The organism is Hymenobacter mucosus (genome assembly GCF_900188255.1).
Taxonomy (GTDB): Bacteria; Bacteroidota; Bacteroidia; order Cytophagales; family Hymenobacteraceae; genus Hymenobacter; species Hymenobacter mucosus.
Window position 1 is genome coordinate 18,952 of record NZ_FZNS01000016.1, and the last position, 24,868, is coordinate 43,819.

The 24,868-nt window shown below is 56.3% G+C and carries 26 protein-coding genes; 21 read left to right on the forward strand and 5 right to left on the reverse strand.

Features of this window, described 5'->3' with window-relative positions; genetic code table 11:
* Nucleotides 1-31 precede the first annotated feature (31 nt).
* The 18 genes from CHB83_RS21560 to CHB83_RS21640 all read left to right on the forward strand — a co-directional run bounded on the left by CHB83_RS21560 (nucleotide 32) and on the right by CHB83_RS21640 (nucleotide 17,707).
* Nucleotides 32-679 (forward strand): hypothetical protein, encoded by a 648-nt coding sequence (locus tag CHB83_RS21560; protein ID WP_089334245.1) that lies wholly within the window; start codon nucleotides 32-34, stop codon nucleotides 677-679.
* 33 nt (nucleotides 680-712) lie between these two features.
* Nucleotides 713-1,360, forward strand: coding sequence for a hypothetical protein (locus CHB83_RS21565; RefSeq protein ID WP_089334246.1), 648 nt, complete (start codon nucleotides 713-715; stop codon nucleotides 1,358-1,360).
* A 49-nt stretch (nucleotides 1,361-1,409) separates the two neighbouring features.
* Nucleotides 1,410-2,570 (forward strand): hypothetical protein, encoded by a 1,161-nt coding sequence (locus tag CHB83_RS23660; RefSeq protein WP_143437240.1) that lies wholly within the window; start codon nucleotides 1,410-1,412, stop codon nucleotides 2,568-2,570.
* Nucleotides 2,571-2,614: 44 nt separating this feature from the next.
* Nucleotides 2,615-3,229 carry a conjugative transposon protein TraK gene (gene traK / locus CHB83_RS21580; RefSeq protein ID WP_089334249.1) on the forward strand — a complete coding sequence of 205 codons (615 nt, stop codon included), beginning with the start codon at nucleotides 2,615-2,617 and terminating at the stop codon, nucleotides 3,227-3,229.
* 5 nt (nucleotides 3,230-3,234) lie between these two features.
* Nucleotides 3,235-4,443 (forward strand): conjugative transposon protein TraM, encoded by a 1,209-nt coding sequence (traM, locus tag CHB83_RS21585; protein WP_089334250.1) that lies wholly within the window; start codon nucleotides 3,235-3,237, stop codon nucleotides 4,441-4,443.
* Nucleotides 4,444-4,460: 17 nt separating this feature from the next.
* On the forward strand, nucleotides 4,461-5,510 hold the full coding sequence (traN, locus tag CHB83_RS21590) for a conjugative transposon protein TraN (protein WP_089334251.1): 1,050 nt from the start codon (nucleotides 4,461-4,463) through the stop codon (nucleotides 5,508-5,510).
* Between the two features lie 86 nt (nucleotides 5,511-5,596).
* Nucleotides 5,597-5,884: a hypothetical protein gene (locus CHB83_RS21595; RefSeq protein ID WP_089334252.1), complete on the forward strand. Its 288-nt coding sequence runs from the start codon at nucleotides 5,597-5,599 to the stop codon at nucleotides 5,882-5,884.
* 256 nt (nucleotides 5,885-6,140) lie between these two features.
* Entirely contained in the window at nucleotides 6,141-6,470 is a 330-nt protein-coding gene (locus CHB83_RS24430; RefSeq protein ID WP_394340164.1) for a DUF6660 family protein, read from the forward strand.
* A gap of 191 nt (nucleotides 6,471-6,661) precedes the next feature.
* Nucleotides 6,662-11,056, forward strand: coding sequence for a CusA/CzcA family heavy metal efflux RND transporter (locus CHB83_RS21600; RefSeq protein WP_089334253.1), 4,395 nt, complete (start codon nucleotides 6,662-6,664; stop codon nucleotides 11,054-11,056).
* 24 nt (nucleotides 11,057-11,080) lie between these two features.
* Nucleotides 11,081-12,271 (forward strand): efflux RND transporter periplasmic adaptor subunit, encoded by a 1,191-nt coding sequence (locus CHB83_RS21605; protein WP_089334254.1) that lies wholly within the window; start codon nucleotides 11,081-11,083, stop codon nucleotides 12,269-12,271.
* Between the two features lie 47 nt (nucleotides 12,272-12,318).
* Entirely contained in the window at nucleotides 12,319-12,651 is a 333-nt protein-coding gene (locus CHB83_RS21610) for a YnfA family protein (RefSeq protein ID WP_218823223.1), read from the forward strand.
* Between the two features lie 93 nt (nucleotides 12,652-12,744).
* The gene (locus CHB83_RS21615; protein ID WP_089334255.1) at nucleotides 12,745-13,167 is read left to right on the forward strand and encodes a Fur family transcriptional regulator; all 423 of its coding nucleotides are present in this window, start codon (nucleotides 12,745-12,747) and stop codon (nucleotides 13,165-13,167) included.
* An 82-nt stretch (nucleotides 13,168-13,249) separates the two neighbouring features.
* Entirely contained in the window at nucleotides 13,250-13,864 is a 615-nt protein-coding gene (locus CHB83_RS21620; RefSeq protein WP_089334256.1) for a hypothetical protein, read from the forward strand.
* A gap of 51 nt (nucleotides 13,865-13,915) precedes the next feature.
* Nucleotides 13,916-16,009, forward strand: a complete 2,094-nt coding sequence (locus CHB83_RS21625; RefSeq protein ID WP_089334257.1) for a heavy metal translocating P-type ATPase — start codon at nucleotides 13,916-13,918, stop codon at nucleotides 16,007-16,009.
* 20 nt (nucleotides 16,010-16,029) lie between these two features.
* Nucleotides 16,030-16,392 (forward strand): DUF3703 domain-containing protein, encoded by a 363-nt coding sequence (locus CHB83_RS21630; RefSeq protein ID WP_179225601.1) that lies wholly within the window; start codon nucleotides 16,030-16,032, stop codon nucleotides 16,390-16,392.
* Nucleotides 16,389-17,180 (forward strand): ZIP family metal transporter, encoded by a 792-nt coding sequence (locus CHB83_RS21635; protein ID WP_245855405.1) that lies wholly within the window; start codon nucleotides 16,389-16,391, stop codon nucleotides 17,178-17,180. The genes CHB83_RS21630 and CHB83_RS21635 overlap by 4 nt, the downstream gene beginning before the upstream one ends.
* Nucleotides 17,181-17,267: 87 nt before the next feature.
* Nucleotides 17,268-17,420, forward strand: a complete 153-nt coding sequence (locus tag CHB83_RS23950) for a hypothetical protein (RefSeq protein WP_179225602.1) — start codon at nucleotides 17,268-17,270, stop codon at nucleotides 17,418-17,420.
* Nucleotides 17,387-17,707 (forward strand): hypothetical protein, encoded by a 321-nt coding sequence (locus CHB83_RS21640; RefSeq protein WP_089334259.1) that lies wholly within the window; start codon nucleotides 17,387-17,389, stop codon nucleotides 17,705-17,707. Before CHB83_RS23950 ends, CHB83_RS21640 begins: the two co-directional genes overlap by 34 nt.
* A gap of 171 nt (nucleotides 17,708-17,878) precedes the next feature.
* Here CHB83_RS21640 and CHB83_RS21645 read toward each other — a convergent pair whose 3' ends face one another.
* The 4 genes from CHB83_RS21645 to CHB83_RS21660 all read right to left on the reverse strand — a co-directional run bounded on the left by CHB83_RS21645 (nucleotide 17,879) and on the right by CHB83_RS21660 (nucleotide 22,696).
* Nucleotides 17,879-20,275: a hypothetical protein gene (locus tag CHB83_RS21645; protein ID WP_143437241.1), complete on the reverse strand. Its 2,397-nt coding sequence runs from the start codon at nucleotides 20,273-20,275 to the stop codon at nucleotides 17,879-17,881.
* Nucleotides 20,276-20,464: 189 nt separating this feature from the next.
* Nucleotides 20,465-20,857, reverse strand: a complete 393-nt coding sequence (locus CHB83_RS21650; protein ID WP_089334261.1) for a hypothetical protein — start codon at nucleotides 20,855-20,857, stop codon at nucleotides 20,465-20,467.
* A gap of 52 nt (nucleotides 20,858-20,909) precedes the next feature.
* On the reverse strand, nucleotides 20,910-22,190 hold the full coding sequence (locus CHB83_RS21655; protein ID WP_179225603.1) for a Fic family protein: 1,281 nt from the start codon (nucleotides 22,188-22,190) through the stop codon (nucleotides 20,910-20,912).
* Nucleotides 22,191-22,402: 212 nt separating this feature from the next.
* Complete coding sequence (locus tag CHB83_RS21660) at nucleotides 22,403-22,696, reverse strand: antitoxin VbhA family protein (protein ID WP_143437242.1); 294 nt, start codon at nucleotides 22,694-22,696, stop codon at nucleotides 22,403-22,405.
* Between the two features lie 196 nt (nucleotides 22,697-22,892).
* Between CHB83_RS21660 and CHB83_RS21665 the strand changes: the two genes are divergently transcribed.
* From CHB83_RS21665 to CHB83_RS21675, 3 genes are read left to right on the forward strand one after another with little or no spacing between them, the layout of a single operon-like run.
* Nucleotides 22,893-23,129, forward strand: coding sequence for a hypothetical protein (locus tag CHB83_RS21665; protein WP_089334264.1), 237 nt, complete (start codon nucleotides 22,893-22,895; stop codon nucleotides 23,127-23,129).
* Complete coding sequence (locus tag CHB83_RS21670; protein ID WP_089334265.1) at nucleotides 23,129-23,533, forward strand: hypothetical protein; 405 nt, start codon at nucleotides 23,129-23,131, stop codon at nucleotides 23,531-23,533. The genes CHB83_RS21665 and CHB83_RS21670 overlap by 1 nt, the downstream gene beginning before the upstream one ends.
* 8 nt (nucleotides 23,534-23,541) lie before the next feature.
* On the forward strand, nucleotides 23,542-24,546 hold the full coding sequence (locus CHB83_RS21675; RefSeq protein ID WP_089334288.1) for a tyrosine-type recombinase/integrase: 1,005 nt from the start codon (nucleotides 23,542-23,544) through the stop codon (nucleotides 24,544-24,546).
* A gap of 81 nt (nucleotides 24,547-24,627) precedes the next feature.
* Here CHB83_RS21675 and CHB83_RS21680 read toward each other — a convergent pair whose 3' ends face one another.
* On the reverse strand, nucleotides 24,628-24,837 hold the full coding sequence (locus CHB83_RS21680; RefSeq protein WP_089334266.1) for a heavy-metal-associated domain-containing protein: 210 nt from the start codon (nucleotides 24,835-24,837) through the stop codon (nucleotides 24,628-24,630).
* Nucleotides 24,838-24,868 lie beyond the last annotated feature (31 nt).

A 24,868-nucleotide genomic window follows, 5' to 3' on the forward strand; every position in this document is an offset into this window, starting at 1 on the left:
GCTATTCTATTCACCCTCTTTTCCTACTGTTATGAACAAGAAAATAGGAATCCTAAGCCTGGCACTGTTGGGCCTTAGTGTCACGCAGGCCTCGGCTCAACTCGTGGTAACAGCTCCGGTACTAGAAGTACAAAGTGGGGTGCAAACTGGCTTGCAAGGCACCATGAAAGCTCTTTCATCGGCGGCTAACAAGCTGGTTTCGGCGGGGGTGAAGGAGCAAGAACTAACCAAGATGTTCTCGGAGAAGAATATGCTCATGGCCAAAAACTGGTACGATGGGCTACTGTCGATTAGCTCGGCGGTCCGGGACTATCGCCGGGTGAAGAACATTTTCGAGAAGCAAACCCAAATTATCCAACAGTACTCGTCGGCTATTGAGGTGCTGCGCAAGTCGCCTTTTATCAAGCCGCAACAGTTGGCCGATATGACGACCATGTACGGCAAGATGCTATTGGAAAGCTCCAACACCATTGGTGACTTGCAAACCATCGTGAGCCCGGCTATGCTCAAAATGACGGATGCCGAACGGATGCGCTTCATCGACCAACTGGACAAGAAGATTACCGACCAATCTGGCCTAGTGAATTACTACACGCAGCGCAACCTAATGATGATGCGCGTAGCCAAGGAACAGGCGCAAGACCTGGAATCACTTAAAAACCTCATGTCGAAACGGTAGGGGTAGGATGCTCACTTAAAAGCTTCAGCTAGTATGAATACCTTCTCCAAATTCTTCGCGCTGGCCCTCGCCCTGGGTGCTCACCAAGCATACGCTCAACTACCAGCCGTTATATCGGCTCCTATCTCGGAAAAGATTTCGCGCAAGCAGATTGGCCACCAAACCGTATCGGGCACCTTGCTAGCGCAAGGCAAGCTGCTAGCGGCCGATATGAAGGTGGTAAGCGGTCAGATTAAGGGTGTAATCGACAAAACCCAACAGTTACACGACCAATGGTATAGCAGCCTGCTACAAATCAGTTCCGGGGTTCGCACCTATCGCCGGGTACAGGAAATTTACGACCGCCAGGCCGCGATGATTACGCTGTACGCCAACATTATGCCTGAGCTGCGCAACAAGGGTCTTGATGCCAACCAGCTTGCCGGGGCTACTTCCATGTACGGTAAGATGCTGAATGAAAACATCGGCCTGCTTAGTGAACTGGTCGGGGTGCTCAGCGCCGGGAAGGCTAAAATGACGGATCCCGAACGGATAGAGTTCATCAACAACATCGCTGACAAAATAGAAGGGCAGCATGACTTGATGAACTACTATACCAGCAAGTGCCGGGCTGTTGCCCGCGTTCAGGCTCAAACTGTCCAAGATAAAGAGTCAGTACTAGCCCTGATGGGCAAGAAGTAATCGCCGCTTAGCTATTCTATTTCCGTCCCGAATCTTACTCCCCTTTCCTATGGACATGAATTCTATCCTCGCGCAAGTAGACGCGATGGAAACCATGTTGGATGATTTGTACACCAACATGATGCCGCTTGTATCCCAATTCACGAATCTAGGTCGGGCAATTGGCGGTGTGGGCGCACTTATTTACATCAGTGCCAAAGTGTGGGGGCACATTGCGCGGGCGGAACCTATCGACGTGTACCCGCTGCTGCGGCCGTTTTTAATTGGCTTGTGCATCCTGTTCTTCCCGGCGCTCTGCCAGGGCCTACGAGGCTTTACCGGGGCGCTGTCCCATAGCACCGATTCAATCCGAAACGACCAATCCGCTAAGATTGTCGCGCTGCAAGAAGAAAAAAAGAATATTCTGGCTAATAAGCCGGAAAACAAGGATTTCGCCACGGATGAAGCCTACGAGCGCAAGCTAGCCGACTTGGCCGGGCCTACCGGGATGGGGGGTATTGGTGACCGAATGAGCCTTACCTTCCAGAAGGTTTCTTATGATGTAAACCAGAACTTCCGGGAGTGGATGAAGAACACGCTCGAACTGTTCCACGTTGGGGCGCGGCTGCTCATTCACTTTCTCTCCACCTTTATCCTGGTGGTGCTTTCGGTACTCGGGCCCATAACGTTCGGCATTGCCATTTTCCCCGGCTTTGGGGGCGGTATTCAGAAATGGCTTGGCCACTTCATTACAATTTCGCTGTGGGTGCCGGTGGCCAATGTGTTCGGGGCCATGATGGCCTCGTTCCAGGTGCAAATGCTGCAAGGCGACATTGACCGCCTGAACGCGCAACGCGGGGTAGATTCCGCTGATTTCGGCTACTTGGTCTTCCTGCTCGTGGCCATTGCGGGCTACGTGCTGGTGCCCTTCATTACGGATATGCTCATTTCGGCTAGCGGTGCTGGCTCAGCGGCCGGTGCTTTCGTGAGCGCGGCTACGGGTGGCGCTGCGGCGGCTGGCGCGGGCATGGGTGCTGCGGGCCGCATGGGTGCGCAGGGCGTTTCGGCTGGCGCTTCCGGTGTGGGAACAGTAGTTGGGGCAGCGCAGGGTGGCTTTGGCTTCAGCGGCGCGGCCAATATGACGCGGGGCGAACAGCTTGGCCATCGGGCCGGGTCAGCCATCCGGGAGCGAGTAGGCGGCTACTTCGGCCGCAACAACGGCAATTCTTAATCACCAGGACCGGGCACTAGCCCGGTCCTCTAGCTGCTACCATCATGTTTGAATCCCTGAAAACCATTGATTCTGCCTTCAAACAGGTAAAAACCCTGGCTATCATTTTCATTGTCTCCGTCCTGACGCTGGCCGTTACCATTGCCTACTTTTCCTTTCAGAACTCAGCGGCGGCAGCGAATCGGATTTATGTATTAGAGGGTGGCCAACTGCTCACCGCTGGCGCAACCGATGCGCGGGCTAACCGGCCAGTAGAAGCCCGGAGCCACGTTAAGCGGTTTCACGAATTATTCTTTAGCCTGGACCCCGACCAAAAGGCCATTGATGGCAATATCAATCAGGCACTTTACCTGGCTGATAACTCCGCGAAACGGGAGTACGAGAACTTGAAAGAGCGCGGGTTTTACAACGACTTGATTTCTGCCAATATCAGCATGGAAATTACGGTTGATAGCGTGGTGCTCAGCAATACCCGGCCCATTACGGCCCGCACGTTTGCCCACCAGCGCCTGATTCGAGCTACTTCTTATACCAACCGGGACTTAGTTGCCGACTGCACCCTGCGGGACGTAACGCGCTCGGAAAACAACCCGCACGGCTTCATCATGGAAAACTGGCGGGTAGTGCAGAATAACACCTTATCCACTATCGCCCGTTAAGTCCTATGGCTACCACCACAAAAGATGCGCAGTTCTACCGGACGCGCAAAATGGCGGTCTTTATTCCCATTGTCGGGGTGCCGTTTATGGCCGCTATGTTTTGGCTGGGGGATGGGGGCAAGGGCGCCGAAGCAGCGGGCGTTGCACCACCTGTTGCCGGTATCAATACGGAATTACCCAAAGCAGGCGCTAGTAACATTACCAGCAGCAAATTAGCCGCGTATGCCGCCCCGGTTGATTCCATGCGTAACCGGGGCCTTGTTTCTGGCAAAGTAGATACTGTTTCTGCACCGGGCGCTGCAACCGGCTTGGCTTATGGAGTGGCGGCGAATGGTCAACCTAGCTCGGCTCCGGCTGACGCGCAGGTACTGGCGGCGCAGCAGCAGTTGGCCGCGGTACAAGCCGCGCAGCAAAGCAGCGGGCAAGTAGCCGCGCCGGCTACCTCGTCCCTAACGCCGGAACAGCAGATGGAATTGATGCGCTCTCAGCATCAGCGCGAATTGGAAGCGGCCCGCACCCAAGCTACTCTCGAACGCATCAATGCTCAAACCAATGCCGGAGTAATGGCTTCGGCTAGCGGTGGGGGTGCTGCCGTAGCGGTTACCAAACCAGCTGCACCCGTTAAAAAGAAACCGGCTACTAAGGCTATCGTGGAAGATAACGATGCTATTGTCTCGCGCCTGGGTGCTAGCAGCGGCACTAAGCGCACGGCCTCTTTTCAAGGGTTGGATGATGGTAGCTCGGCCAATGTCGATGCCAATACCTTACCGGCGGTTATTCACGAATCACAAGAAGTGGTGAGCGGTTCGCTGGTGAAAATGCGGCTTACAGAACCGGCCGTAGTTAATGGCCACAAGCTGGCGGCAAACACCTTCATCTATGGTACGTGTAGCCTCAGCGGGGAACGGTTGAGCATTACCATTGAAACACTAAAAGCGGGGGGTAGCATCTTCCCGGCTTCGCTCGAAGTGTACGACGTGGACGGATTGCAGGGCCTACACATTCCGGGTACTATCACGCGGGATGCCAGCAAGCAAGCGGGGGCTGACGCAATGGGCGCGGCCGATATGATGACCATGAGTGCGGACCCTACCACGGCGGCGGCTGGGGTAGCGGTAACGGCGGTAAAGAGCTTGGGCCAGAAGAAAATTCGCTTGGTCAAAGTGCGCCTGAAAGCTGGGTACAATATCATGTTGAAAGTCGATAAAGATTAACCTAATCCCTCCCTCCTATGAATAAGCCCCTCCTTTCCCTTGGTGCCGCCCTCGCGCTGGCCTTGCTCAACGCTTCGCCTATCCTGGCCCAAGCCAATACGCCGCAAGGGCGCTCTTATCGCGCTAACTCTATGCGTCAGGCCAAAAGCCAGTACGTTGATGTACCGGACAATAACGCTCAGAGAGCCCCTAAGATGCTGGACTACTCGGATGATAACGAGATGGCTTCTTATCCACTTTATGTGAGCGACCAAAAGACTACTCACTTGGTGTTTCCCTTCCCGGTGACGTATGTTGACTTGGGTAGCGCGGGCCTAATTGCGGCGAAGGCTACGGGCGCGGAGAACATTGTTCGCGTGAAAGCAGCGGCCAAGGGCTTCGCGGAAACCAACATGACGGTTCTAACCTCAGATGGTAAGCTGTACTCGTTTCTGGTCAACTACAATTCCAACCCCAAAATACTGTCGCTGAACCTGGGCGCGGGCACTGCCGCCGTTCGGTCCAACTCTCTTTCTAGCTCACCGGCCATTGCCTCTACGTCACGCTCCACCACGGAGGCCATTCTATCCAACTCGCCTATTCCCCAAGGCAACCTCGATGCATTCTCAGTTGAAGCATTGGCCGGAAAAGGCACGGCGGATAGCAAAACAGCCAATCAACTCAGCCTGCGGGCGGGCTCGGTAGGGTATCAGAACGAAACGCTGTTTTTCCCGCTGCACATCGCCAACAAGTCGAACGTGACGTATGATATAGACTTCGTGAAGTTCTACATTCAAGATAAGAAGGTAGCGAAACGCACGGCTGAACAAGCCATTGAGATTTCGCCTATCTACGTCTACAATGGGCCTCAGCAGAAGATTGAAGCACAAGGCAAACTAGAAAAGGTATTCATCTTCAAAAAATTCACCATTCCTGACAAGAAGCAGTTAGTTATCGAGCTGTACGAAAAGGGGGGTGGACGTAACATCAAGCTCACGCTGGCCAACTCGGATTTGTTGAAGGCCCGCACGTATAAGGGTACTGCCGTAGCCACTGGCGTAGCGGCGGGTGCTATTGGGGCTAGATAGTCTGCGACCTTCTAAGCTGCTGGGGGCATTGCTCCTGGCAGCTCTTGGTATAGTAGCTAGCACTTCTCGTTCTAAAGCCTACTACCATGAGCAAAAAACGGTTTCCTCGTCTGGCCGCGCTAGCGGCTTCACTGTTTGAGCAACCTATCTCGAAGAATTATGTCGGCTTGTCGATAATCTTCATTGTGCTAGGCGGGTTTGTAGTCTACACGGACAACAATTTTCCCGAAATAGCGAAGCACCTTGTTATGGTGGCCGTGATGCTAGGCATTGCCCGGTTGTTCAATCCTGAGCCGATGCGCTGGGCGTGGGTGGGAGTTGTGGGAATTATGAGCTTACTTCTAGTCTTGGACTTAGCCATACTCTTTATGTAGTTGGCAAGCCGTATTATTGCTGCTGTCCTGCTTTATTCATAGCAGCAATAAGGGGGTAGCGCTAGAGTCAAAGCGAGGATTCTAGCTGAGTTCAGTTAGCATTAGGGTTTTGGTTAGCAGGCTAGCCTTGAGACGTACTTCCAACCGTGTGCTGCTACTGTCCTACATTCATTTCGTGCTTTTAAGAAACCCTGGCCTATGTACGATTGTATAGGCCAGTAGCGGCAAGTACTGATCGTCGCTATATTTGCCCGGAATGCGTCTGACTGCTCTGTTTTTTGCCTTGTACTTCGCGTGTCTCTCGTGCTTAACCTGCGCTGACGAGACTCCTGTGTGCAAAGACCAGACGCAAACAACCGTGGCCGCCTCGTCCCATTCGGATTGTGGGGCTGATGCTTTGGGGGACTGGTGTTCTCCCCTGTGCCAGTGCCACTGCTGCGGCGGGGCCGTCGTACCGCTCGCCCCACTACAAGCGCTTGTCCAAGCCCGGACCCAAGTATGGAACTCAGCCCGCCACCACGCCCAACTTGTGGTAGCGGCGCCAACTCGCGCTCCAGGGGCTATCTGGCAACCGCCGCGGGCCTAACCTTTCCCTCGTTTTCCTGCTGACCACCCCACCGGGCGGCCTGCTCCGCTATGGAGCAGCTCGGCTCGGCTTGCCAACGCGTGCATTGACGCGGGGTGCGTCTTGGCCACGCCGTTCCTGTCTACTCGCTAGCCGGAACCGCCTCGCCGCAGGGTTTTCACGGAAGTGTTAGACCTAACCCCAACCAGCGGATGTTCGACCGGCTGATCTATTTTTCCATTCACAACAAGCTCATCATCGGGCTGCTGACCCTGGCCTTGATCGCCTGGGGCGGCTACTCGCTCAGTCGGCTACCCATTGACGCGGTCCCCGACATTACCACCAACCAAGTCGTCGTCTACACGGTAGCGCCCTCGCTGGCCGCCAGCGACATCGAGCGCCTCGTTTCTTTTCCAGTCGAGCAGAGTGTGGCCACCATTCCCGGCCGCGAGGAAGTACGCTCGTTCTCGCGCTTTGGCCTCTCGGTCGTGACCATCGTCTTCGAGGACAAGATTGATATTTACTGGGCTCGCCAGCAAGTAGCCGAGCGCCTGCGCGAAGCCGAAAGCCAGATCCCGGCCAGCATCGGCCGTCCGGAACTGGCGCCCGTCAGCACCGGCCTGGGCGAAGTGTACCAGTACCTGGTGCGGGCTAAACCCGGCTACGAAAAGAAGTACGACGCCCGCGAGCTGCGCACCATTCAGGACTGGATTGTGCGGCGGCAATTGCTCGGCACGCCCGGCGTGGCCGACGTGGCCAGCTTTGGCGGCCAACTCAAGCAGTACGAAATCCGGTTGGATCCCGACCGGCTGCGCTCGCTTGGCGTCACCATTGACCAGGTCTATCAGGCCATCTCACGCAACAACCAGAATGCCGGGGGGGCCTACCTCGACCAGAAGCCCACCGCCTACTTTATCCGCACCGAAGGATTGGCCGAGAATACGGCCGACCTGGGCAACATCGTCGTGCGCAGCACCCAAGGCGGCATGCCGGTGCTGGTACGCGATGTGGCCGACGTGCGCCTGGGCTCAGCCGTGCGCTACGGGGCCATGACGCGCAACGCGGAGGGCGAAGTCACCGGCGGCCTGGTACTCATGCTCAAAGGAGCCAACGCCAACGAAGTCATCCAAGCGGTAAAAGAGCGCATGACTACCGTGCGCAAGTCGTTGCCGGAAGGGGTGACCATCGACGTGTACCTGGACCGCTCGGACCTGGTCGGCCGGGCCATCAGCACCGTCACCAAAAACCTGGTGGAGGGCGCCCTGATCGTGATTTTCGTGCTGGTGTTGTTTCTCGGCAACTGGCGGGCCGGGCTGGTCGTGGCCTCGGTAATTCCGCTGGCCATGCTCTTTGCCATCAGTATGATGCGCCTGTTCGGGGTCTCGGGTAACCTGCTCTCGCTCGGAGCCATTGACTTCGGGCTGGTCGTAGACGGCGCTGTCATCATCGTCGAGGCCATCGTGCACCGTTTGCACGGCGGGCAGTTGCGCGTGCCCGGGGGCCGCCTCAACGCGGCGCAGATGAACGAGGAAACCTACCACGCGGCCAGCAAAATCCGTTCATCGGCTGCCTTTGGCGAAATCATTATCCTGATTGTGTACCTGCCCTTGCTGGCGCTGGCCGGCATTGAGGGCAAGATGTTCCGGCCGATGGCCGAAACCGTGGCCTTCGCCATTGTCGGCGCCTTCCTGCTAAGTCTGACGTACGTGCCCATGATGTCGGCGCTGGCCTTGAGCCGCTCCACCGAGACGAAGCGCACGTTCTCGGACCGGCTGATGAGCGGGCTGGAAGCCCGCTACCGGCCGGTACTGGAATGGGCCCTGCGCCGCCAAGCGGTGGTATTGGTTGCCGCCGTGGCCTTGTTTGGGGGGGCGCTGCTGCTGTTCCGAACTCTGGGCGGCGAGTTCATCCCGCAACTGGCCGAGGGGGACTTTGCCATCGAGATGCGCACGCTCACCGGCTCGTCGCTGAGCTACACCGTGGATAAAAGCCAGGAGGCGGGCGCCATCCTCACCAAGCAGTTTCCGGAAGTGAAGGAGGTAGTCGCCAAAATCGGGGCCGCCGAAATTCCCACCGACCCCATGCCAGTGGAAGCGGCCGACGTCATGGTGATCCTGGAAAAGGACCAACGCAAATGGACCTCGGCGCGCACGCAGGAAGAGTTGGCCGAGAAGATGGCCGAAGCGCTGGCAGTAATACCCGGCGTCACCTTTGGCTTCCAGCAGCCGATTCAGATGCGCTTCAACGAACTGATTTCCGGCGCCAAGCAGGACGTGGTGCTCAAAATCTACGGGGAAGACTTGCAGCAGCTCGCCGCCTACGCGGAGCGGGCGGCCCGCCTGGTACGGCAAGTAGAAGGAGCCGAAGACGTGTACGTGGAACAGGTGACCGGCCTGCCCCAAATCGTGGTGAAGCTAGACCGTAACCGGCTGGCCCGTTTCGGGCTGAACGCCGAGGACGTGAACCGCACGGTGCAGACCGCGTTTGCCGGGCAGAGCGCCGGGCAGCTTTTCGAGCAGGAGCGCCGCTTCGACGTCGTGCTACGCCTCGCGCCCGAACTGCGCCAGAATATCAACAACGTGCGGCAACTGCTGGTGGCCACGCCTACCGGCGAGCAACTCCCGTTGGAGCAAGTAGCGACGGTGGAGTTGCAGGAAGGCCCCAACCAGATCCAGCGCGACGACGCCAAGCGCCGCATTTCGGTGGCCTTCAACGTGCGGGGGCGCGACGTGGAAAGCATTGTCCAGGAGTTGCAGGGCAAGATGGACCAACAACTAAAGCTGGCTCCCGGCTACTACACCACCTACGGCGGGCAGTTCGAGAACCTGCGCCAGGCCACCGAGCGCCTAAGCATCGCCGTGCCGGTGGCGCTGCTGCTCATTTTTGTGCTCTTGTTCTTCACGTTTAAGTCGTTGAAGCAGTCGGTGATGATTTTCACGGCCATTCCCCTCTCGGCTATCGGCGGGGTGCTGGCCTTGTGGCTACGCGGCATGCCGTTCAGCATCTCGGCCGGAGTAGGCTTCATTGCCCTGTTCGGGGTAGCTGTGCTGAACGGCATTGTGCTGATCGGCTACTTCAACCAGCTCAAGGAAGAAGGCTACATCGACCTGTATCAGCGCATTCTGGAAGGCACGCAGGTACGGTTGCGGCCGGTGCTGATGACGGCCACCGTCGCTTCGTTGGGATTTCTGCCGATGGCCCTGAGTACTTCGGCCGGGGCGGAAGTCCAGCGGCCCCTGGCCACCGTGGTCATCGGCGGACTGGTGACGGCCACCTTACTCACGCTGCTGGTGCTGCCCGTGCTCTATGCTCTCTCCGAGAAAAACAGCAAGTCCGAGGAACAGCCCCGGCGGCCCTTACCAGTTGCCAGTTGGCTGCTGCTCGGACTCGGGGGATTGCTCATCACCCCGCCCGCCCGGGCGCAGAGCGCACTCACAGCCACGCAGGCCGTAGGCCAAGCCCTGCAAGCCAATGGCACCGTGCAAGCGGCCCGCAGTGCGTTGGAAGCGCAACAGGCCCTGCGACGAACTGCGCGCGACGTAGGCCGCACCACAATCCTGGGAACCTATGGGCAAGTGAACTCCCCCCTGTCCGACAACGTGCTCAGCATCGGGCAGACGTTGGCCTTACCAGGCTACTACAAAGCGCAGGCGACCCTGAACCAGGCGCAGGTGCAGGGGCAGGAGCAACAGCTCGCGCAGGTGCAGGCGGAGCTGCGCCGACAGGTCCGTTTGAGCTATGAGCAAGCCGTGCATGCCCGGCACCGGCTGCGCATGTTGCGTGGCCAGGACAGCATTTACGCCGAGTTTTTGCGCTCGGCGCAGCTGCGCTTCAAAACGGGGGAAGTCGCCCGGCTCGAACCAGCCAACGCCCTGTTGGCGCAGGGCGAAACGCAAAACCTGCTAACCGAGGCCCGAACGGACTACGCCATCGCCCAACGGCAGCTGCAAGCGTTGCTGCAAGCCCCGCAGCTGGTGGTCATTGCCGACAGCACCTTGCGCCTCTTGCCCTCCCCAACTGCCCCCTCGGATACAACGGTGCTGGCTTTAACGCCTCAGGCTCGGGTGCTGCAACAGCAAGTAGTGGAGCGACAAGCGCAAACGCGGGTGGAACAGGCGGCCGGCTTGCCGCAAGTGACAGTGGGCTACACCAATCAGTCACTCCGGGGCACGTACGAAGTGGATGGGCAGGCCACTACCTACGGGGCTGGCGACCGGTTCCAGAGCGTGCAGGCGGGCGTGGCCATCCCCCTGCTGCGCGGTCCGCAGAAGGCCCGCGTACAAGCGGCCCGGTTGCAGGAGCAGGCAGCCGCTGCCACCTACCAGCGCTACCGGGCGGAAGTAGCCGCCCAACTCGATGAGCTCCGTTTGCGCCTGCAAGAGCAGCAGCGGCGGGTACAGTTCTACGAGCAGACCGGCCTGCCGCAGGCCGAGGTCATTGTCCGGCTTAGCCAGCGCGCTTACAAGGCGGGCGAGACCACCTACTCCGAGCTATTGCTCAACCTGGAACGCACCTTACGCGTGCGCACCGCCTACCTCGACGCTGTGCTGGCGCACAACCAGACCACTATCGAGTTGGAGTACCTATTGGGTACCCCGGCGCAGTAACCTTCTCTTTTCGACGTATTTATCATGCATAAGATCGTATCATTCGTGCTCCTGCTGGGCCTGAGCCTGCCCTTCGGCTGCACCCCCGATAAACCAGAAACGGCCGCGGCGGATGCCGCAGGTCGGGAAACCGCCTCCACGGAAGAAGGCGAAGAAGCAGAAGGGGAAGAGGCAAACGACCTGGTTACCCTCTCACCGGCGCAGCAGCAGGTGGCAGGCATCCAGACCGGTCACCTGACGAACCGGCCGATGGGCGCGGGCCTGGCCGTCACCGGCACGCTGGACGTGCCGCCGGAAAGCGCCGTCTCCATCACGGCTCCCCTGGGGGGCTTCGTGGAAAACACCGAACTCCTCCAAGGCACGCGGGTGCGCAAGGGCGAAGTACTGGCCACCATCCGCAACCCCGAGTTCGTGACCCTGCAACAGGAGTACTTGGAAACCCGTGCCCGCCTCGAATACGCCCGCACCGAACTGGCTCGGCAGAAAGAACTGTACGAGCAGGAGGTAGCGCCCCAAAAGAACTACCAACGGGCCCAAGCCGATTACAACGCGCTGCGCGTGCAAACCAACGCGTTGGCCGCCCGGCTGCGCTTGGCGAACCTGCCGGTCGGAGGCACCCTGGTCACGACGGCCCCTATCCGGGCACCCCGGGCGGGCTTTGTGCGGGCGGTGAACGTAACGGTGGGCCAAGCGGTGACGCCAACCGATGCCCTGTTTGAAATCGTGGACCCCGAGCACTTGCACGTCGAGCTGACCGTATTCGAGCGTGACGTAGCGCGGGTACAAAAAAACCAGCTGATTCGCTTCACCCTGGCCAGCGATTCTACCAGCTCCCGCCGCGAGCGGACGGCCCATGTGTATCTAATCGGGCGGGCTATCGGAGAGGACCGCACGGTGCGCGTACACGGTCATTTAGACCAGGAAAACGACCCGGCGTTGCTGCCGGGCCTCTACGTGCGGGCCTTGATTGAAACCGGCCGCACCGAGGTGCCCGCCCTGCCCGACGCGGCGCTGGTGCGCTTCGAGGGCAAGAATTACGTCTACGCCGTGGAAGCGCCCGGCCGCTACCGCATGGTGCCCGTCACGCTGGGCCGCAGCGAAGACAACTTCACGGAAGTCACCCTACCCGAAACGGTGCCCGCGACAACCACCTTCGTTACGGGCGCGGCGTATTCGTTGCTGGCCAAGATGAAAAACGCCGAAGAAGACGAGTAGCCGTCTACGGGCATCTCCGGTTTACACTTTCTACCGTAAAAAATCTGATGATGAATTACCTACAGCCCGTGGCCGTATTTATTCTGGCTGGCCTCTGCGAAATAGGGGGCGGCTACCTGGTCTGGCAGTGGCTGAAGGCAGACCGTCCAGGCTGGATGGGCTTGCTCGGGGCGTTACTGCTCGTGTTCTACGGCTGGGTAGCGACGTGGCAGCCCACTTCCTTCGGTAAAACCTACGCCGTCTACGGCGGCATTTTCGTGGTCATGTCCATTGCCTGGGCTTGGTATTTCGACGGTTTCCGGCCGGATCGGTTTGATGTGTTGGGCGGGGCTATCGTCCTGCTGGGGCTGGGGGTCATTCTGTTCTGGCCCAGACCCTGATTTGCCGCCCTACTCTACTTGAGCACCAGAGCCTCGCAGTTCGCTGCTTCAACTAAGGTGTCTGCGCAATCGCTACTCCAACCAACTCTCGCTATGGCTCACCCGCAAGAAGATACGCTCATTGCCAAGCAGATCACACCGACGGCCATGCGCCTGCTGGTACTAGACGTGCTCCAACAGCACCCGGCCGCGCTGAGTCTGGCCGACGTGGAGCAGCTGCTGGGCCACGCCGACCGCATTACCGTGCACCGCACCCTGAAAACCTTTACCGATAAAGGACTGGTGCACCGCATTGAGGATGGGAGCGGAGCTGTCAAGTTTGCCTTGTGCGAGCCGGGCTGCACGCCCGAGCAGCACCAAGACCTGCACGTACACTTCTTCTGCACCCGGTGCCGCGAAACCAGCTGCCTGCCTACCGTGGCCGTACCGACCATTCCACTGCCGGGCGCGTTTCAGGTGCAGGAGACCAGTTTAGTGATGAAGGGCCTCTGCGAACGCTGCGCCGTCGCCTCCTGAAACAATGCAATACCATTGCATCGCCCTACGAGTGAAGTTTGCTTGCTCGTAAGGGCGGTGTGTTCCCCGTTCCTGCCTGCTCATGGTTGAATTGCTCACCGGTGCCCTTGTGCTGAGTTTACTCCACGCGCTCATTCCCAACCACTGGGCGCCTGTGCTCGCTATTGCCCGGGCCGAACAGTGGCCGTTGCGGCGGGCGGTGGGGGTGACGCTGGTCGCCGGCATGGCCCACGTGCTGAGCACGGTAGCCCTGGGCGTGGCACTGGGGTGGCTGGGCTGGCGCTTATCGGCCCGCTTCGAGCAAGTGGCGGGATGGGCCGCGCCGCTGCTACTCATTATTGTGGGGCTGCTGTACGCCTTTTCTAGACCTGGTCATACCCACCCGGACCCTCGACCGATAAGCCGCCGAGCGCCGCGTCGGCGGGTGGTACTCGGACTGGCCGCCACCATGTTTCTAGCGCCCTGCCTGGAAATACAAACCTTCTTTTTAGCTGCCGGCACCCACGGCCCCGCCGCGCTGGCCCTGTTGATGAGCCTGTACTTACTGGTTACGGTGGCCGCGATGTGCGCCCTGGTAGCCCTGGCGCACCGCAGTTTGCGAACCCTGAACCTGGAGGGGCTCGCGCAGCACGAACGGCAGCTGACCGGCGCGGTGCTCGTGCTGGTGGGGCTTACGAGCTTCTTCCTGGACTGGTAGCAACTCGCTGCCGGGACTGTCTTCTTTTCTTCCGCTTTACTTTCCTGCTTTATGCCTGATCCTTCATCCAAGAACACCAACGAAGAGCTGAATACTGCCAAGCAGGTGCAGCTCGAAAACGTGGGCGCCCTCAGCCGGGACCAGCTCACGCCCGCGGCCGCAACCGAGCCGCAAGGCCACGACGTGTCCGGCCACGACCATGCCCCGGCAGCGGCTCCCGCTTCGGCTGCCCATGCTGGCCATACCCACGCCGAGGGAGAGGACGACGACCACGACCACGGACCAGCGGGTGCTACTCCCTACCTCTGGCCGGGCGTGAGTCTGGCGCTGCTGCTGGGCGGCATCGCGCTGGACTACTTCGACATAGCCTTTTTCACCGGCCCGGTGCGCCTGATTTGGTATGGCCTCGCCTTCCTGCTGGTGGGCTGGAAAGTGATTCGCTCGGCCATCCAAAGTATTCCCTCGGGCAACATCTTTAACGAGTTCCTGCTCATGAGTATCGCCACGCTCGGCGCCTTTGCCATCGGCGAATACCCGGAGGGCGTGGCCGTGATGCTGTTTTATACGGTGGGCGAACTGTTCCAAGACGCCGCCGTGAACCGGGCCAAGCGCAGCATTCGCGCCCTGCTTGAGATTCAGGCGACCGAAGTCACGGTGGTGCGCAATGGGCAAAGCCTCGTGCTCGACCCCAAGCAGGTACAGCTTGGTGACGTAATGGAGGTCAAGCCGGGCGAGAAAGTAGCCCTGGACGGGACGCTACAAAACGCCGCAGCTTCATTTAATACGGCGGCTCTTACGGGCGAATCGGCTCCGCAGACCAAGCAGCCCGGCGAGGCCGTGCTCGCGGGCATGATCAACTTGGAAACGCTGGCCCGCGTCACGGTTACGGCGGCCTTTGCCGATACCAAGCTCTCCAAGATTCTGACGATGGTGCAGGACGCGGTGGGGCGCAAAGCCAAAACCCAGCAGTTCATTACGCGCTTCGCTAAAATTTACACGCCCATCGTCGTGGGTTTGGCGGTGCTCTTAGTGCTGGTGCCCTACTTCGTGGTAGACGACTACGTGTTCCGAACCTGGCTCTACCGGGCCCTGGTCTTTCTGGTGATTTCCTGCCCCTGCGCGCTGGTCATCAGCATTCCCCTGGGCTATTTCGGGGGTATCGGTGCGGCTTCCAAAGCGGGAATTCTGTTCAAAGGCTCCAACTTTCTGGACGTGCTCCGCGAAATCGACACGGTGGTGATGGATAAAACCGGCACCCTCACTCAAGGCGTGTTTGCCGTCCAGCAGGTACAGCCGGCTCCCGGCACTGAGCCGGCGCAACTGCTGCAACTGGTAGGGGCCTTGGAAACCAAATCCACGCACCCCATTGCCAAAGCGGTGGTGACGCACGTCGGGGCCGCCGTGACAGACGTGCTCGTGGAGGGAGTAGAAGAAATAGCGGGCCACGGTCTGCGCGGTCGGGTAGCGGGAAAAGACGTGCTGGCTGGCAATACCAAGCTGCTCACCAAGTTTAGCGTCGCCTACCCGGCCGAAGTGGATCAGGTAGTAGACAGCATTGTCGTCGCGGCCGTGGATGGCCAGTACGCCGGTTACCTGACCGTCGCGGATGCCCCGAAGGCCGACGCCAAGCAAGCCGTGCGCGAGCTGCGGGCGGATGGCATCACCAAGCTGGTGATGCTATCCGGCGATAAAGACAGCATTACGCAGCGCGTGGCCAAGGAACTCGGTATTGACGAAGCGCACGGCGGACTGCTGCCGGAAGACAAGGCCCACTACGTGCAGCAGTACCTCACGCAAGGGCGCAAACTGGCCTTCGTGGGCGATGGGGTGAATGATGCTCCCGTAGTGGCCCTAGCCGACGTGGGCATTGCTATGGGTGGCCTGGGCTCGGACGCCACTATTGAAACGGCCGACGTGGTCATTCAAACGGATCACCCGAGCAAGATTGCCACCGCCCGCCGCATTGCCCGCGCCACGCACACGGTAGTCTGGCAGAACATCTGGCTGGCCTTCGGAGTGAAAGCCGTGGTGCTGGCCCTGGGCGCTGGGGGCGTGGCCACCATGTGGGAAGCCGTGTTTGCCGACGTGGGGGTGGCGCTGCTGGCTATTCTGAACGCGGTGCGTATCCAACGGATGAAGTTTTAACCTTGCCGTATCTTTTTCCCGTGAACACGCTGCTTCTCCCCGCCCGCCTGCGTCTGCACTATCGCGCCGAACTGCACGCGGCCCGCGCCGCCACGGCCCGCCGCCATTGGCCGGAGGCATTTGCCCACCTGGAGCGCGCCCACGTGTTGGGGCAACGGTGGGCTTGGCCGCATACGCAGGTACACCTGCTCATGCTCGCTCACGGCTGGCGCACCCGCAACTTGCGCGAACTAGCGGGTCAGGTGCCGCGCATTGTGTTCGGGTTTTTACTCTCATTAGTCGGCCGCGTGCCCACGGGCAACACCGGCGGGGCCAACGTGCCGGCTGAGCAGAAAATGCCGGTTCCAGCCGATTTACAGGCCCTACTCAACGACGCCCTATGACACCCGCCGTTCCCCCGTCCTGGACGACTATGCTGGGCTTCTCGCTGCTGCCCGCGGTGGTTATGATTGCCGGGGCGGCCCTAGCCGTCTGGCGCGCCCCCGGCCCGAAGCTGCGCAGTGCCATTTTGCACTTTGCAGCGGGCGTGATTTTCTCGGTGGTGGCCGTAGAGCTGCTGCCCGACATCGTGCAGCACCATGCCCCCTACGAAGTAGCCCTGGGCTTTGGGCTGGGCGTAGCGGCCATGCTCGGGCTGCGCTATTTCACCCAACGGCTGGAAAAACGGGTCGCGTCGGCAGGGACTAGTGCTGCGGCAGCCGCTGACGCACCCGGCCCTGGTCAGGCGCCAGCGGCCCCGCTGCCCTGGGGTCTGTTGGTCGCTATCGGCATCGACATTCTAATCGACGGGCTGCTGCTCGGCATCGGCTTTGCCGCCGGCGCTAAGGAAGGCACCTTGTTAGCCATTGCCCTGACCATCGAGTTGCTCTCGCTGGGCCTGGCCACGGCCGTGGAGCTACGGCAGGATGGCCACGCCAAGGGGCGGATAGTGGTCATTGTGGCCAGCACGTCCCTAATGCTGCTCGTCGGGGCAGGTATTGGCACCACCGTGCTACGAGGGGCCACGGGCAACCTGTTGGAAATTGTGCTTTCCTTTGGCCTGGCCGCCTTGCTGTTTCTGGTCACGGAAGAGTTGCTCACCGAGGCCCACGAAGAAACCGAAACCCCACTGCTCACCCTAGCCTTTTTTATTGGCTTTCTGCTGTTTTTGCTGCTCGGCATGGTTGCTTAGCGGCCAACACAGGCAGTTGCCAGCAAGCGGGTATCATCTTGGCGGGAATTTCTGTTCCTAGTTTAGTACTACCCCTGATACTCAAACATGGATTTCTCGAAAGCTCTTGCCCACTTGCCCGGCGCTCTGTACTTCAGCTTTTGCGTGGGCCTCACTACCTTTCTGGCCCTCTACGTTTACCGCTTCTATCTGCGCCCTTTCTTCCGATGGACCAAGAAAAAGATTTCACCCAACGGATAGACGAGCTGGCCCTAGACTACCTGCACCAAGCGGTAGCCCTGGGGCTCACGCCTACCGATGATGAATTTGTGGGCTGGGTCGATGCTCAGCCCCTGGCCTCGCGGCCGGGACTCTACCGGAAGGGCTGGGCGCACTGTTGGGCGGCGGGTCTGCTCTCCTTTCAGGAATGGGTACTTTTGGCGCGGGGCATGAGCCTAGCCGACTACCTGGTGCAACGACTGTCGGAGAAAGAGTACCTGCGTTGGGTAGAGCTGTTTGCTACCTCAACTCTGGCCCGCCCCAAATAACGTTTTACAATTGCAAAAAGGTGTAAAGGAGTTCGCTGCTAAGCTGCGGAATGTCCCGCCGTTCTGGAAACCCTAATTCAATACTAAAAAAGGCTCTACTGTGCAAGTAGGGCCTTTTTTAGTATTGTGGTGTAGATATATCCCCTATACGCTTATTGTAAGCCAGTAGAGCTATTTGAGATGTTTAGGAATAGGCAACAACTCTCTAAAGGCTTTTATGTTGGAGTGGTTGAAATGCCGGCTATACCACTTTTGGACAAGCAATAAATTAAAGCCAAATAACAGTAGAGTTAAAATAGGCGCTATTGAAAAAGCTAAATCAGGGTTATTATTAATACCTCTCATTGCAGCTATTAGAGCTTTAATACTCCAATCATAACGAAACAATGAGTAAATACCCAATACAAGTAGCACTGCCAATGCGATTAACAAATGATTCACTGAATCCTTCTGCCACTTTTTAACAGCATTCTGAATATACGTTTCCTTATCAGCGTCCTTTTGCTCTTTTTCAATTCTACGCTGTTCGTCTATCCTCTGCTGAGCAATTCTAGCGTCCGCTTCCTCTCTTTGCCTGAGTTCTTCTTTTAGGCGTTCTATTTCCTGCTTATCCTGTTCATTGCTAAAAGGTATTTGTTGCTGAGGGTTGTTAGCTGCTTTGACAAGCATCCCTTGCAATCGGTCTTGTGCCTTTTTGGTAGCCTTTAATCCTTTGGTCAAAGCCTCTACCTGTTGCTCTAGCAATGTCTTTTTATCAACTAGAGCACTATTGTCTTGCAAAGTTGAATTATAATCATCGCTAGTTTTCTTTAGCATATCCTGCTTATTCTTTAGCTCTTTAGCAAGACGTGCCTCCTTCTGGTCTTTCTCCTTCAGTTCTTTACTAATTTGACTTTCGACAAAAACAGTCGCTTTCTCAATATCACCTCCGATTTTCTTGATTTCATCTAGGAATATCTTACTGGCAAGGCTTTTCGTCATAAATGACAAATCATCAATACCAATTGCATTAAAAACCGCAAGTGCTGATTGAGAAACCTCACTTTTAGCATGAGAGCCTGAAAAAACGGGGCTTGCAATGGATGACAAGAATGCCTTTCTATAATCATCGCTTTGAACAGGCAATAATTTGTATAGCTTTTTCAACAAATACGTAGGAGTAAAGAATGCAGGAATGAATAATTCATTACCATTATCTCTACGCCCTGCGTATTTATCGTATGCTATTAGACCAAAATCTAGAGTTAATCCGAAAATTTTACAGTCTTGAAAGTGTGTAGCAGTTTCACCATTCTTATTACGTTCGCAAAGAATTGACTCTCTTAGTTCAACATCATGTTCTATCTGAGGTGTATCCTTATATCTTACTTCACCAAGTTGCTGCTTCTCTATCCTAGCCTCGTTCATCAAGGCATAGTATTTAGAATAATCAGATATTAAATCAACAAAACCCTCAGATTCTTTATCTACCCCTTTAATATCGCCATTATGAATTTCTATTTTTTTGCTTCTTAAAATAAAAGAAGCTTGGTCAAGTATAACAGAAGGGTGTTGCGCACCTTGAGGGTGGGCTAACTGCAATTTATAATACGCTTCTGTGAAGCTATCTAAATTACCGCTTTTCAAAGCAGCTTTAAGTTGATTCTCAGTCAACCTTTGACTGTGAACGAGCCCATTCAATACTGGCCTAAATTGGGTTAATTCTTTAAAGGTACTTCTGAGATAAGTAAGCTTAATTTTAAAGTACTCTTTATTTTCTTCAATAATTTTCAATAAAGAATCAACAGCAGGATTCATTGTATTTTCACGAATCTTTAAAGCTGACAATAGAAAATTAGTATCAACATAAACTTTCCAATCAATTTGTTGGAATGAAGCCAACTCTTGGGCCAGCTCTTTCGACAGACCTAGAGCAAAGAAATGCTCTGCTCTATCAGCTAAGGATTCATAATATGCTAATTCAAGCGCCGAACTGTTCTCAGTCAAGCTCTCTATGTATCTATAAAATACTTTTTTCAGCTTAGGCTGCAGCTTGTCAGATGACAACTTAAAGAGTTGTTGGGTCGTTAAGTTGGCATTTTCACTGCTATTCTTCCCCAGAATAGCAATAGCTGACTTTCCGTAGTAAAAAAAGTTTTCGTGAATATATCCTTTAAACTCCTTGAATATTTTCTGTAATTCATCGTCAGTTAATTCAGTTTCGCTTAAAGACGAAGCCTTTTCGTAAAAACTTTTTCTTAGTTGTTCTTCTTGCTGTTCGCTGGCCTCAATACGTTTTGCATGTGCTTCATTAGCTGCTTCTGTCAACTTATACTTCTCACCAACCAAAACAAGCTGACCATCTTTCATCAACTGATTAACAGCATCTGAAACTTCCTCTACTTCAAGATTAATATCAAACTCTACTTGCGTTAGTTCAATTATATCTTTTAACGAAGCCTCACGCGAACTAGAAATTACATAAATTATATAACTATTGATGGTACTTGGCCGCTGCTCATTATTTAACAAGTCTAAGACCTCAATAATTCTTTCAGTGTTTCGGGTAATCTTCATCTGTTTTGCCAAAGCAGGGAGACAGTTTAGATGTTGTATCAGTTTAGATTTAAAATTACAAAAATTGCCACTCCTAAAAGCTACGGTGAATTTATATCCACTTTACTATTAGTAGGCAAAAAAAGCCCTCTCGGTATATCTAACCAAGAAGGCTTTTCGCGTTATAAAAATCAATAGAAACTATCAGTTGGTTTCAAGAAGTTATGGCAGAATGTAGCTGGCCACTGGTTGCGGGTTAGGGCCGGGCCCTGACTTTGTATCGACTGTCTTTCCGTCAAGTTGAATCGCGCACGTCACGTTAGCGGCTGCATCTCCATCTTTAGGAAACGCGCCTACGCTTACAATATCAGCTGATTTCATGGTCCGCTTGAAAGTGTAGGTTTTGGGCAGCGCTACGTTTTCGTCCGTAATCAGCGTGCCGGTATTGTCACGGTAGATAATGCGGGCCTGGTTGTAGTTTACGGCCGTTACTTGGTAGGTTACCTGGTACTCTTTGGGAGTAGTATTCGGCTGTGGGTCCGAATTTTCCTTGTCGCCGGAACAGCTAGCCGCTAAGAAGGGCAGCAGGAGCAGGGTAAGCAGTTTCTTTCTCATAGTCTAATAGGGGGGAATGGGCAATAATGTATTGGAAAGGTAAGCGTAATGACTAGAGCTTTGGCCCGCGCCGCCTTTTGGGTGGAGTTGGTGTCTCCGCCTTGGGAGTTGGGGGCTGCTGCGCGGGCGGCTGTTGCTGCTGGGAAGTTTGGGCCTTTTGCTGTGCGGCGGCTTGCTCCATTCTCTCGCGCACGGCGGCCGGTAAGTACACCTCAACGCCTACGGCCCCGGCTGCATCGCGGTGTAGCTTTAGCTGCATAGGCACTTGCTGTGGGCCGCCCTGGGGGTTCGGCATCGGGAATGGCAGCTGGTCGGTGCGCTGGCCCTGTAGGAGCTTTTCCATCTGGCCCCTTTTCCATAATTCCTCAACGGGCTTGCCCAACCGGGCCAACTGGTCGGCAGGTACTTCCTGCTCCCGAAAGGCTGGGGTCAGCGCTTGGTTCATATCGAGTTCAGCACTGGCCTTTTTCACATTGGCAAGATGAGCCAATGAGCCTCGGGTAATGCCGGGGTCGGTTTCTACCTGCTTCACCTGCGCTAGTAGATGCTGGCGGAACTCGGGCCACGTCGAGGGCTCCCGCTGCACGTCCTGTGCCCTGGAAACCAAAGCGGCCTCCTGCACCTTAGCCTGCTGCATGTAGTCAGACGTTACATTGAAGTCATGCTTGGTTACGCGCTGCATTACCAGTTCCTCCGAAATCTCACGGCTTCCTATTATAATGGTGCGCAGGGCCTCGGCCTGCTGCATGGCCGGTGAGGTCGCGGGCAAGGGTCGGGCAAGGTCCGGGTGGCGCAATTGCTCAGCCTGGGGGCCTTCGGCGGGTGTAGTGGCCTGGGTAAGCAGTCGGCGTAACGGGGAAAGGTTTTCGTCCGGGTTGAGCCCGTTCTTTCGCAGAATGGCGGCATCCCGGGCCGGGTTGTAGTCCTTTATCTGCTGCTCGGAGATCCGCACGTCATACCCCGCTCGGCGGCCAACCTCAGCCAGCACCACTTGCAAGGTGCGGCCGTTGCCCTCGCGGAAGGGGTGAACATAGTTGTACTGGTCGGCATAGTACGCCAGCCTTTTTACAAACTGGTCCTTATCGAGCCCTCTAAGCTGGTTTTCCTGCTGTAGCTGGTCACCTAGCATATTCAGGCGCGTATCAATCTGCTGGTAGGGCGCAAAGAATAAGCTGCCGTTGGGCAAGTGCTTCTGCCCTTGGAACTGTCCCCAAGCGCGGGTTTCTCCCGCCCATGGATAGATAGTGCCTAGCAGTTCCTTGTGAATCTGTTTCAGGTGGGCCGCGTCAAAGTCGCCGGGAATGGGTTTAATGCCTTCCACTAGCAGTGCCATTCGGCCAAGGTTTCTACCTTCTGCCTCTCGAAGCTCTTGCTGCGCGGTGATGCCTAGCTTATTAATCAATACTTCGTTATTCGGCCGACTGTGCAGAGGGTCTTGAAATAAATCCATCGGGGCTATCAATTCAGCGGTAGTGGCCACAAAGTAAAAAGGGCCTACTGATAACAGTAGGCCCTAGAAGTAGTAGCTATCGGTAGTCGAAAGTATCAAGCAGCATGTGCTGCTTGTCGTTGGTAAATGCTCATGGCAAGGTTGGTCGCCTGCTCTAGCGTAATTTCACCGACAATGTAGCGGTTATATACGGCCTCGGTTTCAGCAGTGACGATGGCACCCTGCGCAATACCCGCTGCAAAGGTCCGCTGCATGATGGCGCGGCGCTGGGCCTCGGTAACTTCCTGGGGTAAGAAGGTTGGCTTTTCCATACCCGAAAAATACGTATTATTTCCTGTAAGGATGGGGCGCATAACTTGGCGGAGGTGCATGGTCGAGGAAGTTTTCATATTCGAGCTAGGTTTGAGGCAAGCGAAGGCACCAGTACGACCACATCAAAATCTACCAACGTTCGGCTTGGATCTTACTATATACGTACAAAGAGTAAGTTTAGGTACGATAAATGTTAATTATCGTACCTAAGTTTGTAGCGGCTTTCAGAAACATACCTGACTATTTTTTGCAATTGCAAAACCCTCTAACAGCATGGCCACCTCTACTCGCTTCCTTCGCCTCGGCCTGCTACTCGTGCTGCTCGGTAGCTGCGGGCTGTCGTTGTTCCTGGCCTGGGGTCCGCTGCAACAACGGCGGGAAAATGCCCGGCTCAAAGCGGAACTGCTGCACCAACAGAAACGGGCTCGGGTGCTCCGGGGTTTAGTCGATACGTTGCAGCACCCTTCACGCCGGGCGGCTCCTGCTCAGCCTCAAACACTCAGTATATAATGCTGGAAGATTTGTTGATTCCTCGGCACCCGGACGACGATTGCCACTACTCCCAAAAGGAACTGCTCAGGCACGCACCAAACATTGTCGAACGAAACCGCTTGGCGCAACTGCTGCGCTGGGGCAATGCTACCTACTGCTACTATCACTACAACCAAGTACAAGTAACGAAAACGGACTACCTGGAATGGCTGGAAGGGCTACCCGAAACAGCGCAAGCAACGATGCGGGCTCTTGGCTTCGAGGAAATGAACGACTCTTTGCCGCTGCGCCGGTACGTGCTGGAAAAAAACGATGTGGGCCTTAGTGCCTTCCTGCGCACGGTGCTTTCTGCGTCTGACTGGCAAGACTACCAGCAAGTCAATTCGGCTGCACTTAATCCGTGGCTTCCGCCCTTAACCTAATGCTAGATATGGAACAAAAGGGAAAGAAAGAGCTGCTGCCGGTGGTCGGGCAATCCATCCCGGAACTGGCCTTAGCTGACCTGTCGGGGAAGGTAGCACCGGACGTGGCCCGTTTCCTGTCGCTGGGTCTGGAAGGCTCAGACAATACCCGCTTGGCGTACTCGAACGACTTGGCCAGCTTTGAGGCCTACTGCTCAACCAACCAGCTCACGGCTTATCCGGCCGCTGTAGCTACGCTGGCCGGGTACGTGGCGCACATGGCCAACCTGCCGCGCAAGCTGGCCACCATCCACCGCCACCTGTCGGCCATTGCCAAGAAGCATCAACTGCTCGGGCTTCCTTCGGCCGTGGGGTCGTCGGCGCTGGAAGTGCTCTTGAAAGGAGTAGCCCGCGCCGTAGGGAAGCGCCAAAAGCAGGCGCCCGCGTTTACGGTGGCGGAATTGAAGCAAGCCATAAGTGCCCTCGATCTGGAATCCGCGGCCGGCGTTCGGGACCGGGCACTTTTACTACTCGGCTTTGCGGGAGCCTTTCGGCGCTCGGAGCTGGTTGCTCTCGACTTGGAGCACATCGAATTGAAAGAGGAGGCTTTAGTACTGCACCTGACCAAAAGCAAAACCAACCAAGCCGGCGAAGTAGAAGACAAAGCCGTTTTCTACGCTTCCAATCCGCTTTTCTGCCCGGTCCGGGCTTTTCAGGCTTGGCAACGGATGCTGGGGCGCACGTCCGGGCCGGTGTTCGTATCGTTGCTGCGCGGCAAAAAAGGGGAGCCGGGTACGCCTTCGACGAAGCGGCTTTCCGATGTGCGGGTAAACCGGCTGGTCAAGCTGCACCTGGGCGAGAAATACTCGGCGCACTCCTTGCGGGCCTCCTTTATTACCACGGCCAAGCTTAATGGCCAATCCAACGAGTTCATCAAGAACCAAACAAAGCAGAAAACCGATGTAATGATTAGCCGCTACTCCCGACTGGATGATGTTATTAAATATAATGCAGCCTACTCACTCGGCCTTTGATGAGGTGAACTCACCAAATCAAGGCCAAACGAAAAACGCCCGGCGGAGCCAGGCGTTTGAGTAAAACAAGCGCAAAAGATATTACGCTGGCTGAATAGCAAACCCCGCATTCTCTACCGCTTTTACCACTTGGTCAGCCGTGAGCTTATCGGAGGTCACCGTTAAAATCTTGTCGGGATTGGCGGTATCTACCTGCCAATTGCCGGCACCCGCTTCCTGATTGAGGGTCGGCGTTACAGCCTTAATGCAGCCGCCGCAATTGATATTGGTTTTGAACTGGAGCGTTTTCATGGAAGTTGAAAGTAAGTGGGCCCATTACGGG